The sequence below is a fragment of the Pseudomonas sivasensis genome (assembly GCF_052938085.1).
Genome location: NZ_CP176442.1, coordinates 5,177,645 through 5,194,027, shown reverse-complemented (window position 1 = coordinate 5,194,027; position 16,383 = coordinate 5,177,645). Strand labels below are relative to the sequence as shown.

General features: G+C 57.9%; 22 protein-coding genes. 11 read left to right on the top strand and 11 right to left on the bottom strand.

The genetic code is table 11. The annotated features are described in order from the left end of the window. Window positions 1–33 precede the first annotated feature (33 nt). A complete protein-coding gene (gene yjgA, locus ACKZ62_RS23990) occupies window positions 34–555 on the bottom strand; it encodes a ribosome biogenesis factor YjgA (RefSeq protein WP_017138246.1) in 522 nt (173 codons plus the stop codon). A gap of 108 nt (window positions 556–663) precedes the next feature. Here yjgA and pmbA point away from each other — a divergent pair, with 108 nt between their 5' ends. The 6 genes from pmbA (at window position 664) to ACKZ62_RS23960 (ending at window position 5,912) form a co-directional block, all read left to right on the top strand. Continuing rightward, the gene (pmbA, locus tag ACKZ62_RS23985; RefSeq protein ID WP_032886268.1) at window positions 664–2,010 is read left to right on the top strand and encodes a metalloprotease PmbA; all 1,347 of its coding nucleotides are present in this window, start codon (window positions 664–666) and stop codon (window positions 2,008–2,010) included. A gap of 141 nt (window positions 2,011–2,151) precedes the next feature. Then, entirely contained in the window at window positions 2,152–2,547 is a 396-nt protein-coding gene (locus ACKZ62_RS23980; RefSeq protein WP_032886269.1) for a hypothetical protein, read from the top strand. Then, complete coding sequence (locus ACKZ62_RS23975) at window positions 2,540–3,916, top strand: class II fumarate hydratase (protein WP_447095912.1); 1,377 nt, start codon at window positions 2,540–2,542, stop codon at window positions 3,914–3,916. Before ACKZ62_RS23980 ends, ACKZ62_RS23975 begins: the two co-directional genes overlap by 8 nt. Window positions 3,917–3,943: 27 nt before the next feature. Continuing rightward, window positions 3,944–4,372 carry a DUF2753 family protein gene (locus ACKZ62_RS23970; protein ID WP_032886271.1) on the top strand — a complete coding sequence of 143 codons (429 nt, stop codon included), beginning with the start codon at window positions 3,944–3,946 and terminating at the stop codon, window positions 4,370–4,372. 1 nt (window position 4,373) lies between these two features. After that, window positions 4,374–4,985, top strand: a complete 612-nt coding sequence (locus tag ACKZ62_RS23965; protein WP_447095911.1) for a superoxide dismutase — start codon at window positions 4,374–4,376, stop codon at window positions 4,983–4,985. Window positions 4,986–5,018: 33 nt separating this feature from the next. Continuing rightward, on the top strand, window positions 5,019–5,912 hold the full coding sequence (locus ACKZ62_RS23960) for a ZIP family metal transporter (protein WP_099601139.1): 894 nt from the start codon (window positions 5,019–5,021) through the stop codon (window positions 5,910–5,912). A 37-nt stretch (window positions 5,913–5,949) separates the two neighbouring features. Here the strand turns inward: ACKZ62_RS23960 and ACKZ62_RS23955 are convergent, their stop codons facing one another. From ACKZ62_RS23955 to ACKZ62_RS23910, 10 genes are all read right to left on the bottom strand, one after another. Next, complete coding sequence (locus ACKZ62_RS23955; RefSeq protein WP_032886274.1) at window positions 5,950–6,222, bottom strand: HPr family phosphocarrier protein; 273 nt, start codon at window positions 6,220–6,222, stop codon at window positions 5,950–5,952. A gap of 16 nt (window positions 6,223–6,238) precedes the next feature. After that, entirely contained in the window at window positions 6,239–7,096 is an 858-nt protein-coding gene (gene rapZ, locus ACKZ62_RS23950) for an RNase adapter RapZ (protein WP_447095910.1), read from the bottom strand. Between the two features lie 2 nt (window positions 7,097–7,098). Beyond that, window positions 7,099–7,563: a PTS IIA-like nitrogen regulatory protein PtsN gene (ptsN, locus tag ACKZ62_RS23945; RefSeq protein WP_032886276.1), complete on the bottom strand. Its 465-nt coding sequence runs from the start codon at window positions 7,561–7,563 to the stop codon at window positions 7,099–7,101. A gap of 12 nt (window positions 7,564–7,575) precedes the next feature. Then, the gene (hpf, locus tag ACKZ62_RS23940; protein ID WP_017138237.1) at window positions 7,576–7,881 is read right to left on the bottom strand and encodes a ribosome hibernation-promoting factor, HPF/YfiA family; all 306 of its coding nucleotides are present in this window, start codon (window positions 7,879–7,881) and stop codon (window positions 7,576–7,578) included. A gap of 75 nt (window positions 7,882–7,956) precedes the next feature. Next, window positions 7,957–9,450, bottom strand: a complete 1,494-nt coding sequence (locus ACKZ62_RS23935) for an RNA polymerase factor sigma-54 (protein WP_032886277.1) — start codon at window positions 9,448–9,450, stop codon at window positions 7,957–7,959. 197 nt (window positions 9,451–9,647) lie between these two features. Next, window positions 9,648–10,373: an LPS export ABC transporter ATP-binding protein gene (gene lptB, locus ACKZ62_RS23930; RefSeq protein WP_004372092.1), complete on the bottom strand. Its 726-nt coding sequence runs from the start codon at window positions 10,371–10,373 to the stop codon at window positions 9,648–9,650. Beyond that, window positions 10,373–10,906: a lipopolysaccharide transport periplasmic protein LptA gene (gene lptA, locus ACKZ62_RS23925; protein WP_095183848.1), complete on the bottom strand. Its 534-nt coding sequence runs from the start codon at window positions 10,904–10,906 to the stop codon at window positions 10,373–10,375. Before lptA ends, lptB begins: the two co-directional genes overlap by 1 nt. Then, on the bottom strand, window positions 10,893–11,465 hold the full coding sequence (gene lptC / locus ACKZ62_RS23920; RefSeq protein WP_032886279.1) for an LPS export ABC transporter periplasmic protein LptC: 573 nt from the start codon (window positions 11,463–11,465) through the stop codon (window positions 10,893–10,895). The genes lptA and lptC overlap by 14 nt, the downstream gene beginning before the upstream one ends. 8 nt (window positions 11,466–11,473) lie before the next feature. After that, entirely contained in the window at window positions 11,474–11,998 is a 525-nt protein-coding gene (locus tag ACKZ62_RS23915) for a KdsC family phosphatase (RefSeq protein WP_032886280.1), read from the bottom strand. Next, window positions 11,999–12,973, bottom strand: coding sequence for a KpsF/GutQ family sugar-phosphate isomerase (locus tag ACKZ62_RS23910; protein WP_032886281.1), 975 nt, complete (start codon window positions 12,971–12,973; stop codon window positions 11,999–12,001). 311 nt (window positions 12,974–13,284) lie between these two features. Between ACKZ62_RS23910 and ACKZ62_RS23905 the strand changes: the two genes are divergently transcribed. The 5 genes from ACKZ62_RS23905 to ACKZ62_RS23885 are packed head-to-tail and all read left to right on the top strand — an operon-like array spanning window position 13,285 to window position 16,319. Further along, window positions 13,285–14,094: an ATP-binding cassette domain-containing protein gene (locus ACKZ62_RS23905; RefSeq protein ID WP_003171811.1), complete on the top strand. Its 810-nt coding sequence runs from the start codon at window positions 13,285–13,287 to the stop codon at window positions 14,092–14,094. Next, window positions 14,094–14,891 carry a lipid asymmetry maintenance ABC transporter permease subunit MlaE gene (gene mlaE / locus ACKZ62_RS23900; protein WP_447095909.1) on the top strand — a complete coding sequence of 266 codons (798 nt, stop codon included), beginning with the start codon at window positions 14,094–14,096 and terminating at the stop codon, window positions 14,889–14,891. Before ACKZ62_RS23905 ends, mlaE begins: the two co-directional genes overlap by 1 nt. Next, complete coding sequence (mlaD, locus tag ACKZ62_RS23895) at window positions 14,891–15,358, top strand: outer membrane lipid asymmetry maintenance protein MlaD (RefSeq protein WP_003171814.1); 468 nt, start codon at window positions 14,891–14,893, stop codon at window positions 15,356–15,358. The genes mlaE and mlaD overlap by 1 nt, the downstream gene beginning before the upstream one ends. A gap of 11 nt (window positions 15,359–15,369) precedes the next feature. Then, complete coding sequence (locus tag ACKZ62_RS23890) at window positions 15,370–16,017, top strand: MlaC/ttg2D family ABC transporter substrate-binding protein (protein ID WP_032886283.1); 648 nt, start codon at window positions 15,370–15,372, stop codon at window positions 16,015–16,017. Further along, window positions 16,014–16,319 carry an STAS domain-containing protein gene (locus ACKZ62_RS23885; protein WP_032886285.1) on the top strand — a complete coding sequence of 102 codons (306 nt, stop codon included), beginning with the start codon at window positions 16,014–16,016 and terminating at the stop codon, window positions 16,317–16,319. The genes ACKZ62_RS23890 and ACKZ62_RS23885 overlap by 4 nt, the downstream gene beginning before the upstream one ends. The last annotated feature ends 64 nt before the right edge of the window (window positions 16,320–16,383 follow it).

Here is a 16,383-nt window from a genome sequence, read left to right as displayed (position 1 = left end):
CGGGTGGCGAAGATCGCCACCCGGGGAAGGGCATCAACGCAGTCCGCGTTGAGTCTCGTCCAGCTCACGGATGTATTTGAAGATTTTACGGCTGGTGGCGGGCGCCTTGTTATGCGCCTGCTCGTGCTGGGCCTGACGGATCAGGGAGCGCAGTTGTTGGCGGTCCGCATCCGGGTAGTCCAGCACGAATTTCTCCAGCACTGCGTCATCGCCCGAGATCAGGCGGTCACGCCAACGTTCCAGATTATGGAAACGTTCGTTGTACTGGCGAGTGGAGGCATCGGTTTGATCAAGCAAGGCCAGAATGGCGTCAGTGTCCTGATCGCGCATCAGCTTGCCGATAAACATGATGTGCCGTTTACGCGCGATATTCGCAGTGTGCTTGGGTGCGTCAGCAAGCGCCCGGCGCATCTCGTCGGTCAGTGGCAGTTTTGCAATCAAGTCTTTCTTGAGCGTTGTAAGGCGCTCGCCAAGGTCAACCAGAGCATGCAGCTCACGTTTGACCTGGGTTTTGCTTTTCTCCCCATCGAGGGAGTCGTCGTAAGAATCAACCATGGTGGCAGTCCGCAAAGAAACGCCGCCATGATAACCAGTCGGGGGCCGCTTGTCCGGCCCGGTCGCTCGATGGCCTTAACCGAAAGCAGAATTTGAGTGGAGAAAACCATGAGTGCAGCCCAAAGCGTCGGTCCGCAAGCGTTACCGGCCCTGCAGGAACAAGTCGAGCAGATCCTTGCCGAGGCTAAGCGCCAGGGGGCCAGTGCCTGTGAAGTTGCGGTCTCGCTGGAGCAGGGTCTGTCGACGTCGGTACGTCAGCGGGAAGTGGAAACTGTTGAATTCAACCGCGACCAAGGCTTTGGCATCACCTTGTATTCGGGGCAGCGCAAAGGGTCGGCCAGTACCTCCGCCAGTGGCCCGGAAGCCATTCGCGAGACTGTGGCCGCCGCGTTGGCGATTGCCAAGCACACTTCCGAAGATGAAAGCTCAGGTCTGGCAGACAAAGCGCTGATGGCCAAGGACTTGAAGGATTTCGATCTTTTCCATGCCTGGGACATTACGCCCGAGCAGGCCATTGAGCTGGCGCTGACCTGTGAAGCCGCTGCGTTTGATGCTGATGCCCGCATCAAGAACGCCGATGGCACCACGTTGAATACTCACCAAGGCTGTCGTGTTTATGGCAACAGCCACGGGTTTATCGGGGGATATGCATCCACCCGTCATAGCTTGAGCTGCGTGATGATCGCCGAGGCCAATGGCCAGATGCAGCGTGATTACTGGTATGACGTGAGCCGTCAAGGTGAACTGCTGGCCGACCCGGTCAGCATTGGTCAGCGTGCCGCACAACGTGCCGCTAGCCGCCTGGGCGCCCGTCCGGTGCCAACCTGCGAAGTGCCGGTGCTGTTTTCAGCGGAGCTGGCGGGCGGTTTGTTTGGCAGTTTCCTTGGCGCGATTTCGGGCGGCAATCTGTATCGTAAGTCGTCGTTCCTTGAAGGCGCCATTGGCCAGAAGCTCTTTCCCGATTGGTTGACCATTGATGAGCGTCCGCACTTGATGCGCGCCATGGGCAGCTCGGCGTTCGATGGCGATGGCTTGGCCACGTACGCCAAGCCGTTCGTCGAGAACGGTGAGTTGGTGTCTTACGTACTGGGTACTTACTCAGGTCGCAAACTCGGCCTGCCCAGCACTGCCAACTCCGGCGGCGTACATAACCTGTTCGTGACCCATGGCGATGAAGATCAGGCAGCGCTGTTGCGGCGTATGGGACGTGGCCTGCTGGTAACCGAATTGATGGGGCACGGCCTGAACATGGTCACCGGCGATTACTCCCGCGGCGCGGCGGGTTTCTGGGTGGAAAATGGCGAGATTCAGTTCGCGGTTCAGGAAGTGACGATTGCCGGCAATATGCGTGACATGTTCAAGCAGATCGTTGCCGTGGGTAACGATCTGGAACTGCGCAGCAATATTCGCACCGGTTCGGTGTTGATCGAGCGGATGACTGTCGCCGGCAGCTGATCGATCCTCTCTGAGAAGCGCGCTATCCCACGGATAGCGCGCTTTTTTTGTGCTTGGAATTCAGGGCGATCACGATGCCGCCATTGCGTTGATTCTCAATATCATTTAATAATAAATATCATTATCGAATGAGCGTGGATCATGAGTTCTGTCCTGCATGAGGATCCGTACCTGGAAAGCTGGCGCTGGATGAGTCGTCAGATTCGCTGCGGCCTTGATCCTAATGAACCTCGCCTGATCGAACATTACCTAAATGAGGGTCGATACCTGGCGTGCTGCACTGCGACTCATCCGTGGACGATCGCTGAAACGTCATTCCGCCTGTTAATCGATACCGCCAGTGATATCGCCTTGCCTTGGCATTGGCGTTCCACTTGTCTGGATCAGGCTTGGCGCCCGCTGCGCGACTTGGAAAAACTCTCCCACTGTGCCTGCCGCCTCAAGCGCTGGCAGACCTTTGCCTGGCAATTGGCGACGTGCGAATTGCTGCCATCAATCTCCCACTCCGACTTGGTGCAAGGATCTAACGATGAGTAACACCCGTATCGAACGCGACAGCATGGGCGAACTGCAAGTGCCTGCCGAGGCCTTGTATGGCGCACAGACCCAGCGCGCAGTGAACAACTTCCCTATCAGCCACCAACGTATGCCGGCAGAGTTTATTCGCGCCTTGATCCTTGCCAAGGCTGCTGCCGCCAAGGTCAACGTCGACCTCAAGCAAATCAGCGAAGGGCAGGGCAAGGCCATCGTTGATGCTGCCCAAGGGTTGCTGGAAGGCGACTTCATGCAGCACTTCCCGGTGGATATCTTCCAGACCGGCTCTGGTACCAGCTCCAACATGAACGCCAACGAAGTGATCGCGACCCTCGCCAGCCGTTTGCTGGGCGAAGCGGTGAACCCGAACGATCACGTCAACTGCGGCCAAAGCAGCAACGACATTATCCCGACCACTATTCACGTCAGCGCGGCGCTGGTATTGCACGAGCAAACGCTTCCGGCGCTTCTTCACCTGGTGCAGGTGATCGAGCAGAAAGCCAAAGAAGTTCACCCGTTCATCAAGACAGGCCGCACGCACCTGATGGACGCCATGCCGGTCCGTATGAGTCAGGTACTCGATGGTTGGGCGCAGCAACTCAAAGCCAATATCGGTCATCTGCAGGACTTGCTGCCAAGCCTGCAGGCCCTCGCGCAAGGCGGAACGGCGGTGGGCACTGGGATCAACGCCCATCCGGAATTCGCGGCGCGTTTCAGTCAGCAACTAAGCAGCCTGACGGATGTGAAATTCACTCCGGGTAAAAACCTGTTTGCGCTGATTGGTTCCCAGGACACAGCCGTGGCGGTGTCCGGCCAACTGAAAGCCACCGCCGTATCGCTGATGAAAATCGCCAATGACCTGCGCTGGATGAACTCCGGTCCACTTGCCGGCCTGGGTGAGATCGAGCTGGAAGGCCTGCAGCCGGGGTCTTCGATCATGCCCGGCAAGGTCAACCCTGTAATCCCTGAAGCGACTGCCATGGTGGCTGCACAAGTCATTGGCAATGACACGGTGATTACCGTCGCTGGCCAATCCGGCAACTTCGAGCTGAACGTGATGCTGCCTATCATCGCCCAGAACCTGCTCAGCAGCCTCGAACTGCTGGCCAACTCCAGCCGCCTGCTGGCGGACAAAGCCATCGCCAGCTTCAAGGTCAATGAAGCCAAGCTCAAGGAAGCACTGTCGCGCAACCCGATACTGGTTACTGCACTCAACCCGATCATTGGATACCAAAAGGCTGCTGAAATCGCCAAGAAGGCCTATCAGCAAGGCCGTCCAGTGATTGATGTCGCCCTTGAACACACCGACTTGCCGCGCAGCCAACTGGAAATCCTGCTGGATCCGGAAAAGCTCACGGCTGGCGGCGTTTAATCACCGACTCTGCTTTGGAGGCTCACCATGGAGCACTGGAAGCGCACGATCGAACGGGCCAATCGCTGCTTTATGCAAGGCGAGTTGGTTGACGCTCGCGAGGCCTATTTGCAAGCCCTGGCCTTGGCCCAGGTGTTGTTCGAACGCTGGGCGAATGCCGACGAAGCAGTGGCGGCTTGCGTCATTTCCCATCACAACCTGGCGGACCTGCATCTGCACTTGAATCAGCCTGAGGAAAGCGCCGAATACCTTTGCGCCATTCACCAGCGCTTGCTGCAGACCATGCAGGACGCGCGCCTGAGCCCGCAGCTGCGGGAGGCGGCCCTGCGCCAGAGCAGCAAGACTTACGTCGAACTGTTGAATTTCATCAGCGATCACGGCGAGTACCCGCGCACCCATCGCTTGCTGGGCGGTACTGCGGCGCAACCGACTACGCCTCAATACGGAGCACATTGATATGACCTATACCTTGCCTGCCTTGCCTTACGCCTACGATGCCCTGGAGCCGCATATTGATGCGCAAACCATGGAAATTCACTACACCAAGCATCATCAGACCTACATCAACAACCTTAATGCCGCCGTCGAGGGCACCGAGTTCGCCGGCTGGCCGGTGGAAAAACTGGTGTCCAGCGTGCACCAAATACCGGAAAAGCTTCGCGCAGCCGTGATCAACCAAGGTGGCGGCCACGCTAACCACTCGCTGTTCTGGGCGGTGATGTCACCTCAAGGGGGCGGTAAGCCAGAGGGCGCATTGGGCAAGGCAATTGACGAGCAAGTTGGAGGTTTTGATAGTTTCAAGGAGGCCTTCACCAAAGCCGCATTGACCCGCTTCGGCAGTGGCTGGGCTTGGCTGAGCGTTACGCCGCAAAAGACCTTGGTGGTGGAAAGCAGCGGTAACCAAGACAGCCCGCTGATGAGCGGCAACACGCCGATCCTCGGCCTGGACGTATGGGAGCATGCTTACTATTTGCGCTACCAGAACCGCCGCCCGGAATACATCAATGCCTTCTACAGTGTTATTAACTGGCCAGAAGTTGCCGCACGCTATCAGGCTGCTATGGCCTGACATTTACCTCTATAACAAGATCTAAGGCCGACTATGGGCACTGAAACACTGGCGATCGGCAGCGTGCGACTGTTTCGCTATGCGCTTGGCTCGCTACTGCTACTGGCAGGTACTGCATTGCTGGTGGCCCACGGGCTGGCCTGGCTGGACCTTGAACCGCGCATCCTGCGTGCTTTGCAGGGCGGGGCGATCTGCGCGCTCGGTACTGCGCTGGGCGCGGTTCCGGTATTGGTGATTCGGCGGATGCCGGTGGCCGTGAGCGATACCTTGCTGGGCTTTGGGGCTGGCGTGATGCTGGCTGCAACCGCCTTTTCACTGGTGGTACCGGGTATCGCTGCTGCAGAAAGCCTGGGGCTTACGTCCTGGGGCGCGAGCGGGCTGATCAGTTTCGGCATTATGTTGGGAGCGTTCGGGCTGTATCTGGTTGACCGCAGGGTCTCCGGCGCGAGTCCGGAAATGCTGGTGGGCACACCGGACAAACCGGTGATACCGCCGCGCATCTGGCTATTCGTGTTCGCTATCATTGCTCACAACATTCCGGAAGGCATGGCGGTTGGCGTCTCTGCCGGCGGCGGCATGCCGGATGCCGACAGCTTGGCCATGGGCATCGCCTTGCAGGATGTGCCCGAAGGTCTTGTGATTGCGTTGGTGTTGGCCGGGGCAGGGATGTCGCGGGCCAAGGCATTCCTGATTGGTGCTGCTTCAGGCTTGGTGGAACCGGTGTTTGCCGTGCTCTGCGCTTGGCTGGTGAGCCTGGCCGAGGTGTTGTTGCCTTTGGGGCTGGCGCTGGCTGCCGGGGCGATGCTGTTGGTAGTGACCCATGAGGTGATCCCGGAGTCGCGGCGCAATGGCCACGAAAAGCTCGCCAGCTTGGGGCTCTGCATTGGATTTTGCTTGATGATGGCGATGGATACCGCATTGGGGTGAAGCCGTTGCGGCTTCACGTTTGTGTCAAAGGGTGAGGTTACTCACCCTCATCAAAGTAGTTGTTGATCAACGCCACCAGAGCTTCCATCGCTTCCTGGTCTTGCTCGCCTTCGGTCTTCAAATGAATTTTGGTGCCTTTGCCGGCCGCCAGCATCATCATCGCCATGATGCTTTTGCCGTCGACCATGCTTTCAGGTGTGCGTCCAGCCCTGATCTGGCAGGGGAACTGCCCGGCTACTCCGACAAACTTGGCCGAGGCGCGGGCGTGCAAGCCCAACTTGTTGATGATTTCAATTTCCAGAGCGGGCATCGCGCAGGTGTTCCTTTCAGCTAAGGTCGCGGTGGCGAACCTGGACGTTCTTGAGGGTTTGTTGCAGTGCTTGGCCCAAGCGCTCGGTCAGGTATACCGAACGGTGATGACCGCCGGTGCATCCAATGGCAATAGTGACATAGGCCCGGTTGCTCGCGGCAAAGCGCGGCAGCCACTTGAGCAGATAGCTGGAAATGTCCTGGAACATCTCCTCCACATCCGGCTGCGCGGCTAGGTACTCAGCCACAGGTAGGTCCATCCCTGATTGGTCGCGTAACTCTGGCTTCCAGTAGGGGTTGGGCAGGCAGCGCACGTCGAACACCAGATCGGCATCCACCGGCATGCCACGTTTGAAGCCAAAAGACTCGACGAGAAACGCCGTGCCAGGCTCCGGCTGGTTCAGCAGGCGCAGTTTGATGGCATCGCGCAGCTGGTAAAGGTTAAGGCCGGTGGTGTTGATCTTAAGGTCGGCGAGGTCAATGATCGGCCCCAGCAACTTGGTTTCGTCCTCGATGGCTTCAGCCAGAGAACGGTGAGGGCTGCTGAGGGGGTGGCGTCGACGGGTTTCGGAGAAGCGTTTGAGCAGCGTCTCTTCATCGGCGTCCAGGTACAGCACATCACAATGAATATGCTTGGCGCGCACTTCTTCCAACAGTTCCGGGAACCGAGAGAGGTGGCTGGGTAGGTTGCGGGCGTCGATCGAAACGGCAACCAGAGGTTGCGCCAGCTCGGTGTGGATAAGAGCGCGTTCCGCCAACTCCGGCAGTAGGCCGGCCGGCAGGTTATCGATGCAATAGAAGCCGTTGTCCTCAAGAACGTTGAGGGCGGTACTTTTACCCGAGCCGGAGCGGCCGCTGACGATGATCAAACGCATGATTACTGCCCGTTTTGCTCATCCAGGACAACTTGGTACAGCGCCTCATTGCTGCCGGCACTGCGCAGTTTGTCGCGTACTTCTTTGCGGTCGAGCATGCTGGCGATCTGCCGAAGCAGTTCCAAGTGCGCATCGGTGGCGGCCTGTGGGACCAACAGAACAAACAGCAGGTCGACCGGGGCGCCATCAATGGCATCGAAATCGATAGGCGCGTCCAAGTGCAGCAGCGCGCTGACAGGTGTCTCACAGCCTTTGAGGCGACAGTGAGGAATGGCGATGCCGTTACCAAAACCGGTGGAACCCAGTTTTTCACGGGCAATCAGAGCCTCGAAGACATCTTGCATCTCCAGTTCAGGCACTTGGCTGCTGATCAGGTTGGCAATTTGTTCGAGGGCTTTCTTCTTGCTGCCGCCCGGCACGTTCACGAGGGAACGGCCGGGGGTCAGGATGGTTTCAAGTCGAATCATGGGTGGGGAGTGTTAGCGGCCTGTGCCCTGAAGAAGGCTCTGCTGCTTTTCCTTATGCTTTTTAAGTTGGCGGTCGAGCTTGTCAGTCAAGGCATCGATTGATGCATACATGTCTTCATGCTCGGCGTTGGCGACTACTTCGCCACCGGGAATCTGTAGGGTCGCTTCGATTTTCTGCTGAAGCTTGTCGACCTTCATGATCACTTGCACATTGGTGATCTTGTCAAAATGACCCTCAAGCCTTTTCAGCTTCTGCTCGACATATTCGCGCAGGGGAGGGGTGACTTCTACATGGTGTCCACTGATGTTGACTTGCATACAGCTTCTCCTTCGTTGCCAGTGCATAAAGCGGCGGGTAGGAATACCCGCCACTGGAACGCTGTGGCCCGCCCGTCACATCAAACGCTTACGCTCGCTGGAAGGCGCGATCCCAAGGGATTCGCGGTACTTGGCGACGGTTCGACGGGCGACCTGAATGCCTTGTGCCTCCAGTAAACCAGCGATCTTGCTGTCACTCAACGGCTTTTTCTGATTTTCCGCGGCAACCAGTTTTTTGATGATTGCGCGGATTGCCGTGGACGAGCATTCGCCGCCTTCTGAGGTGCTGACATGGCTGGAGAAAAAGTATTTCAACTCATAAATACCCCGTGGGGTATGCATGAATTTTTGCGTGGTAACGCGGGAAATCGTCGACTCGTGCATGCCTACCGCTTCGGCGATATCGTGCAGAACCAAAGGCTTCATCGCTTCATCGCCGTATTCCAGGAAGCCGCGCTGATGCTCGACGATCTGTGTGGCGACTTTCATCAGGGTTTCGTTACGGCTTTGCAGGCTCTTGATGAACCAGCGCGCCTCCTGCAACTGGTTGCGCATGAAGGTGTTGTCGGCACTGGTGTCGGCGCGTCGCACGAAACCTGCATATTGCGGGTTGACTCGCAGGCGTGGCACTGACTCCTGGTTAAGTTCCACCAGCCAGCGCTCGTTGTCCTTGCGCACGATCACGTCAGGAACTACGTATTCGGCCTCGCTGGACTCGATCTGCGAGCCGGGACGCGGGTTGAGGCTTTGCACCAGCTCGATGACCTGGCGCAGATCGTCTTCCTTGAGCTTCATGCGACGCATCAGTTGGCTGTAATCGCGGCTGCCGAGCAGGTCGATGTAGTCGGTGACCAGGCGCTGGGCCTCGGCGAGCCATGGGGTCTTGGCGGGCAGCTGGCGCAGTTGCAGCTGCAGGCATTCGCTAAGGGTGCGCGCACCAATACCCGCGGGCTCAAATTGCTGGATGCGGTGCAGGACGGCTTCGATTTCGTCCAGTTCGATATCTAGTTCGGGGTCGAAGGCCTCAAGAATCTCTTCGAGTGTCTCGTCCAGATAGCCTTGGTTATTGATGCAATCGATCAGGGTGACGGCGATCAGGCGATCGGTGTCCGACATCGGCGCGAGGTTCAGCTGCCACAACAAATGGCTCTGCAGACTTTCGCCGGCGGACGTGCGGGTAGTGAAGTCCCACTCATCATCGTCGTTGCTGGGCAGGCTGCTGGCGCTGGTCTGGTAGACGTCTTCCCAAGCAGTGTCTACGGGAAGCTCGTTGGGAATGCGTTCGTTCCAATCGCCTTCCTCAAGGTTATCCACCGTAGGGGCGGTTTCCTGGTAGGACGGTTCCTGCACGTCTGCGTTGGGCTTTTGCTCGATGTTGTCGGCCAACGGGTCTGCATTATCGAAGTCGTCGCCTTCTTCCTGGCGTTCGAGCATCGGATTAGACTCCAGGGCCTCCTGGATTTCCTGTTGCAGGTCCAGGGTCGACAATTGGAGCAGGCGGATGGCCTGTTGCAGCTGCGGTGTCATCGTCAGCTGCTGGCCCATTCTTAGGACTAGCGATGGTTTCATGGCAGGGGCTTAACACCTTATTCGCCGGCGCAACGCGCCATCCACGACAGGGCGCGTGAGCGCCAAACATAAGCAAATTATATGCCTGATATCGAGGGCTTTGCCTAGAGCGCGGTAACAATAAAAAACCGGAGGTTTTCATTGACTCCCGCGCATCAGGCAAACGACCTGCCACCGCCTTGTTTGTGCAGGCGGCTTTACAGGCGAAACTCGTGACCCAGATACACTTCCTTGACCAGTTCGTTGGCCAGGATGGTGGCGGAGTCGCCTTCTGCGATCAGTTGACCATCGTTGACGATATACGCGGTTTCGCAGATATCGAGGGTCTCACGCACGTTGTGATCGGTGATCAGTACACCGATGCCCTTGGCCTTGAGGTGATGGATGATCTGCTTGATGTCGCCAACCGAGATAGGGTCGACGCCGGCAAACGGTTCGTCCAGCAGAATGAACTTGGGGGCAGTGGCCAGGGCGCGGGCGATTTCCACGCGACGCCGCTCACCACCGGACAGGCTCATGCCAAGGTTGTCGCGAATGTGGTTGATATGGAATTCCTGCAGCAGGCTTTCCAGCTCCTGTCGGCGGCCGTCACGGTCCAGTTCCTTGCGAGTTTCAAGGATGGCCATAATGTTGTCGGCAACTGACAGTTTGCGGAAGATCGATGCTTCTTGAGGAAGATAGCCGATACCCGCGCGTGCACGACCGTGCATTGGCTGGTGGCTGACATCCAGGTCGTCGATCAGTACGCGACCCTGATCCGCCTGGACCAGGCCAACAATCATGTAGAAGCATGTGGTCTTGCCTGCGCCGTTGGGGCCGAGCAAGCCGACGATCTGGCCGCTGTCGATCGACAGGCTGACGTCGCGCACGACCTGACGGCTTTTATAGGCCTTGGCCAGATGCTGGGCTTTCAGGGTTGCCATTACTCGGCCTTCTTCTTCGGCTGGATAACCATGTCGATGCGTGGGCGCGGTGCGGTGACCTTGCTGCCATTGGCACGACCGGCGTTAGCGATCTGTTTCACGGTGTCATAGGTGATCTTTTCACCTTCCGTGGAGTTGCCATCGGGGCTGAGCACCTTGGCCTGGTCGATCAGCACAATGCGATTCTGCTGGGCGTGATACTGAATGGTCTTGCCGTAGCCCTTCATCGGGCCAGTGTCGGCAGCGGACTGCTTCTGTTCGAAGTAAGCCAGGTTACCCACTGAGGTCACGACGTCAATGTCACCGGCTTGGGTGCGCGTCAGTGTCACGGTATTACCGGTGATCTTCATCGACCCTTGGGTGATGATTACGCCGCCGGTATAGGTGGCAACACCTTGCTTGTCATCCAGTTGCGCATCGTCAGCCGAGATGTGGATCGGTTGCTGGCTATCGTTCGGCAGAGCCCAGGCGCTCACGCTTCCCAGTGCTGCGCCCAAACCGAGCAAAATAGGGAGAGTTTTAACGAGCCTCATACTGTCCTCTTACGTTCGATAGCAGGTGTATCCTGCTTTCTTTCAAATACGCTTTCATTCCCTTGCCAGTCGATACACCGCCAGCGCCGTCGATTCTAACGTCTTGCTCGGTCTGCGCATATTGCTTCTGCGGGAATACGGTCATGCGACTGCTGGTAATCACCGTGTCACGGGCTTTGGCGTCCGTGCGCGCAACACGTACCGAGTCAATCAGTTCTACCTCGGTGCCGTCGGGGTTCACCTCACCACGCTTGCTGGTGACATGCCACGGAAATTCGGTGCCGCGGTACAGGTTCAGGTCCGGATTAGTCAGCAGAGTGACTTCGGTGGCCTTCAAGTGCTCGACTTTGTCCGACGTCATTTCGTACTGCAGCTTGCCGTCGGGCAGGAACTGCACGCTATAGGCATTGGTGGCGTAATAGTCGATGGCCCCCTCGTCGACCTGCGCAACAGGCTGGTCGAGGAAGCGCCCCGGACTGATATTCCAGTAGCCCACCGCGAGGAACAGCGCGGCAATGACCCCGAATAACAGGAAGTTGCGAATCTTTTTACTCAGCATAAAACGCTCTATAGGTAGGCGGCGTGGGCCGCTTCAAGGCTGCCTTGGGCTCGCAGGATCAGTTCGCAGAACTCGCGGGCTGCACCTTCGCCACCACGTGCGCAGGTGATGCCATGGGCGTGCTCGCGAACAAACGCCGCCGCATTGGCGACGGCCATGCCAAGCCCTACTCGACGAATGACCGGCAGGTCGGGCAGATCATCGCCTAAGTAGGCGACCTGCTCATAGCTTAGGTTGAGTTGGCCAAGAAGCTCGTCCAGAACTACCAGTTTATCCTCGCGGCCCTGATACAGGTGAGGAATCCCCAGGTTTTGTGCGCGGCGTTCCACAACGGGAGTTTTTCGGCCGCTGATAATCGCGGTTTGCACGCCTGCAGCCATCAGCATCTTGATGCCTTGGCCGTCGAGGGTGTTGAACGTCTTGAATTCGCTGCCGTCTTCGAGGAAGTACAGGCGGCCATCGGTCAGCACGCCGTCAACGTCGAAAATCGCCAGTCTGATGTTTTTGCCGCGTTGCAACAGGTCGCTGGTCATTTACATCACTCCCGCACGCAGCAAGTCGTGCATGTTCAGGGCGCCAACCGGGTGGTCGTCGCTATCGACAACCACCAGGGCGCCGATCTTGTGGTCTTCCATGATCTTCAATGCTTCGGCTGCCAGCATCTCAGGGCGTGCGGTCTTGCCGTGTGGCGTCATCACTGCATCGATGGTCGCAGTGTGGATATCGATGGTGCGGTCCAGGGTGCGGCGCAGGTCGCCGTCGGTGAATACCCCAGCCAGGCGGCCGTCAGCTTCAAGGATCACGGTCATGCCCAGGCCCTTGCGAGTCATTTCCATCAGCGCGTCCTTCAGTAAGGTGCCGCGCTGGACGTGGGGTAATTCATCGCCTGAATGCATAACGTTTTCCACTTTCAGCAGCAGGCGGCGGCCCAGTGCGCCACCCGGGTGGGAGAACGCGAAGTCTTCAGCCGTGAACCCGCGAGCTTCAAGCAGCGCAACGGCCAGGGCGTCGCCCATAACCAAGGCAGCGGTAGTGGAGGAGGTTGGTGCCAGATTCAGCGGGCAGGCTTCGTGGGCGACGTGAACGTTCAGGTTAACATCGGCAGCCTTGGCTAGGGTCGACTCCGGGTTGCCGGTGACGCTGATCATCTGGATGCCAAGGCGCTTGATCAGCGGCAGCAGGGTCACGATTTCGTTGGTGGTGCCGGAGTTGGACAGCGCCAGGATGATGTCATCTTTGGTGATCATGCCCATGTCGCCGTGGCTCGCCTCCGCCGGATGCACGAAAAACGCCGTGGTCCCGGTGCTCGCCAGGGTGGCGGCGATCTTGTTGCCGACGTGGCCCGATTTGCCCATGCCGACCACGACAACGCGGCCCTTACTGGCCAGAATCATCTCGCAGGCGCGTACGAAATCTGCGTCGATATGGGCCAGTAAGCCTTCTACGGCTTCGACTTCGAGGCGGATGGTGCGTTGTGCGGATTGGATAAGGTCGCTGGATTGGCTCATGTCTGAAATCGTATAGCCTGACGAAAAGTCGGCGATTATAGCGGTAATGATCAATTCCCTCACGCAAGTTCGTCAGGCTTTATTCAGCAGGGGACCGAGATCGATCCTCAGTCACACAGTCGGCAACGTTTTTTCCCTGTCCCCAAACTGAACTAGCGCTGTTCCGGCCTTGGGCGCCTTGTACCAGCAGTGATATAGTTCGCCGCCAGTTCGGTCCGCCCAGCCCATGTGGCTATCTATATGCGTCGCCGTTGCAAACGTTTGTCGCATGCGTGGTGTCTGAGTGAGAGGCTGCATCCCAAGGAGTTTAGATGAGTGCCGATAACGCCTACGCGGTCGAGCTGAAGGGACTGACCTTCAAGCGCGGGACGCGCAGCATCTTCAATAACGTCGATATTCGCATTCCCCGTGGCAAGGTCACGGGCATCATGGGGCCGTCCGGTTGCGGCAAGACCACGCTGTTGCGGTTGATGGGCATGCAATTGCGTCCCAGCGCCGGCGAAGTGTGGGTCAATGGCCAAAACCTGCCTACGCTGTCGCGCAGTGATCTGTTCGATGCGCGCAAGCATATGGGCGTGCTGTTCCAGAGCGGTGCGCTGTTCACCGACCTCGATGTGTTCGAGAACGTAGCGTTTCCGCTGCGGGTGCATACCCAGCTGTCCGACGAAATGATTCGCGACATTGTGTTGCTGAAATTGCAGGCCGTCGGCCTCCGTGGCGCAATTGATCTGATGCCCGACGAACTGTCCGGCGGCATGAAGCGCCGTGTGGCCCTGGCGCGAGCCATTGCCCTCGATCCACAGATTCTCATGTACGACGAGCCCTTCGTCGGTCAGGATCCGATCGCCATGGGGGTGCTGGTACGACTGATCCGTCTGCTCAACGATGCCCTGGGTATCACCAGTATCGTGGTCTCCCACGACCTTGCAGAAACCGCGAGCATTGCCGATTACCTCTATGTGGTCGGTGATGGCCAGGTGCTGGGGCAGGGTACGCCTGAAGAGCTGATGAACGCCGACAACCCGCGCATTCGCCAATTCATGACCGGCGACCCCGATGGCCCTGTGCCTTTCCACTTTCCGGCAGCGGATTACCGCTCAGATCTTCTGGGGAAGCGTTAATGCGCAAAACATCTCTTATCGAGAAAGTTCGCCTTTTCGGTCGCTCCGGCCTCGACATCGTCGAAGTGCTCGGCCGCTCGACGATTTTCCTGTTCCACGCCTTGCTCGGCCGCGGCGGTATTGGCGGTGGCTTTGGCCTGTTGATCAAGCAGCTGCATTCGGTGGGTGTGATGTCCCTGGTGATCATTGTGGTCTCCGGGGTGTTCATCGGCATGGTGCTGGCGTTGCAGGGCTTCAATATCCTGTCCAGCTACGGTTCGGAGCAGGCAGTGGGGCAGATGGTTGCCCTGACGCTGCTACGTGAACTGGGACCGGTGGTGACCGCGTTGCTGTTCGCCGGGCGCGCAGGTTCCGCGTTGACTGCCGAAATTGGCAACATGAAGTCTACCGAGCAGCTGTCCAGCCTCGAAATGATCGGTGTGGACCCGCTCAAATACATTGTTGCCCCGCGCCTGTGGGCCGGATTCATTTCCCTGCCATTGCTGGCGATGATCTTCAGCGTGGTCGGTATCTGGGGCGGTTCGTGGGTAGCGGTGGACTGGCTTGGCGTCTACGACGGCTCATACTGGGCCAACATGCAAAACAGCGTGACCTTCAGTGGTGACGTGCTCAATGGCATTATAAAGAGCATCGTCTTCGCCTTTGTAGTGACCTGGATCGCCGTATTCCAAGGCTATGACTGTGAGCCCACCTCAGAAGGGATCAGTCGTGCCACCACCAAGACCGTTGTGTACGCCTCACTGGCAGTACTTGGCCTTGACTTCATTTTGACCGCCTTGATGTTTGGAGACTTCTGATGCAAAACCGCACTGTGGAAATCGGTGTCGGCCTTTTCTTGCTGGCTGGCATCCTGGCTTTACTGTTGCTGGCTCTGCGAGTCAGCGGTCTTTCGGCCAGCCCAACCGCCGATACTTATAAACTTTACGCGTACTTCGACAATATCGCCGGTTTGACTGTCAGAGCTAAAGTGACCATGGCCGGTGTAACCATTGGCAAGGTCACGGCAATCGATCTGGATCGCGACAGCTTCACCGGGCGAGTGACGATGCAACTGGACAAGAAGGTGGATAATCTGCCTACCGACTCTACTGCATCTATCCTCACTGCGGGGCTGCTGGGCGAGAAGTACATCGGTGTCAGCGTGGGCGGGGAAACAGCCCTGCTCAAGGATGGTTCGACCATCCACGACACTCAGTCGTCGCTGGTACTTGAGGACCTGATCGGAAAATTTTTGCTCAATACGGTCAATAAAGACGCCAAATGAGGAATCTGTTCATGATCTCTACCTTGCGACGTGGCCTGCTGGTACTGCTTGCAGCACTGCCATTGATGGCCAACGCGGCAGGTTCTGCGCACGAACTGGTGCAGGACACCACCAGCAAGATGCTGGCTGACCTGACGGCCAATAAAGAACAGTACAAGCAAGATCCAACCAAGTTCTATGAAGCGCTCAACAGCATCGTCGGTCCGGTCGTCGATGCTGAAGGCATCTCACGCAGCATCATGACGGTCAAATATTCGCGCAAGGCCACGCCTGCGCAGATGCAGACGTTCCAGGAAAACTTTAAGCGCGGCCTGTTCCAGTTCTATGGCAACGCTTTGCTTGAGTACAACAACCAAGGTATTACCGTTGCTCCAGCCGGTGATGAGTCGGGCGATCGCACCAGCGTCAACATGAGCGTCAAAGGTAATAACGGTGCCGTGTACCCGGTGCAGTACACCTTGGAGAAGATCAACGGCGAGTGGAAACTGCGCAACGTGATCATCAACGGCATCAATATCGGCAAGCTGTTCCGTGACCAGTTTGCCGACGCCATGCAGCGCAATGGCAACGACCTGGACAAAACCATCAATGGTTGGGCCGGTGAAGTCGCCAAGGCCAAGGAAGAAACCGATAAAGCTGCTGGGAAGCCGGCGCAATGACCGAGTCGGCTGTTCGTCTCGGCGACTCTGGCCAGCTGTTCATCAGCGGGGTGCTGGATTACCGAACCGGCCCGGCTCTGCGCAAGCATGGCCAAGCGCTGATCAAGTCGAGCGCTGCGCCGGAGCTGGTCCTGGATTGCTCAGCGGTAACCAAGTCCAGCAGTGTCGGGTTGTCGTTGCTGCTGTGCTTCATGCGTGATGCCGAAGCGGCCAAGAAGCCGGTTAGCATCCGTGCGTTGCCCGAAGACATGCGCGAAATTGCCGAAGTTTCCGGTCTGACCGAGCTGTTGGCGCATCCTTAATACACATTATTAGAGAAGCCCCCCGTCAGAGTCCTGCTATGCGGGGTTCGCAGGCGCGGGGCTT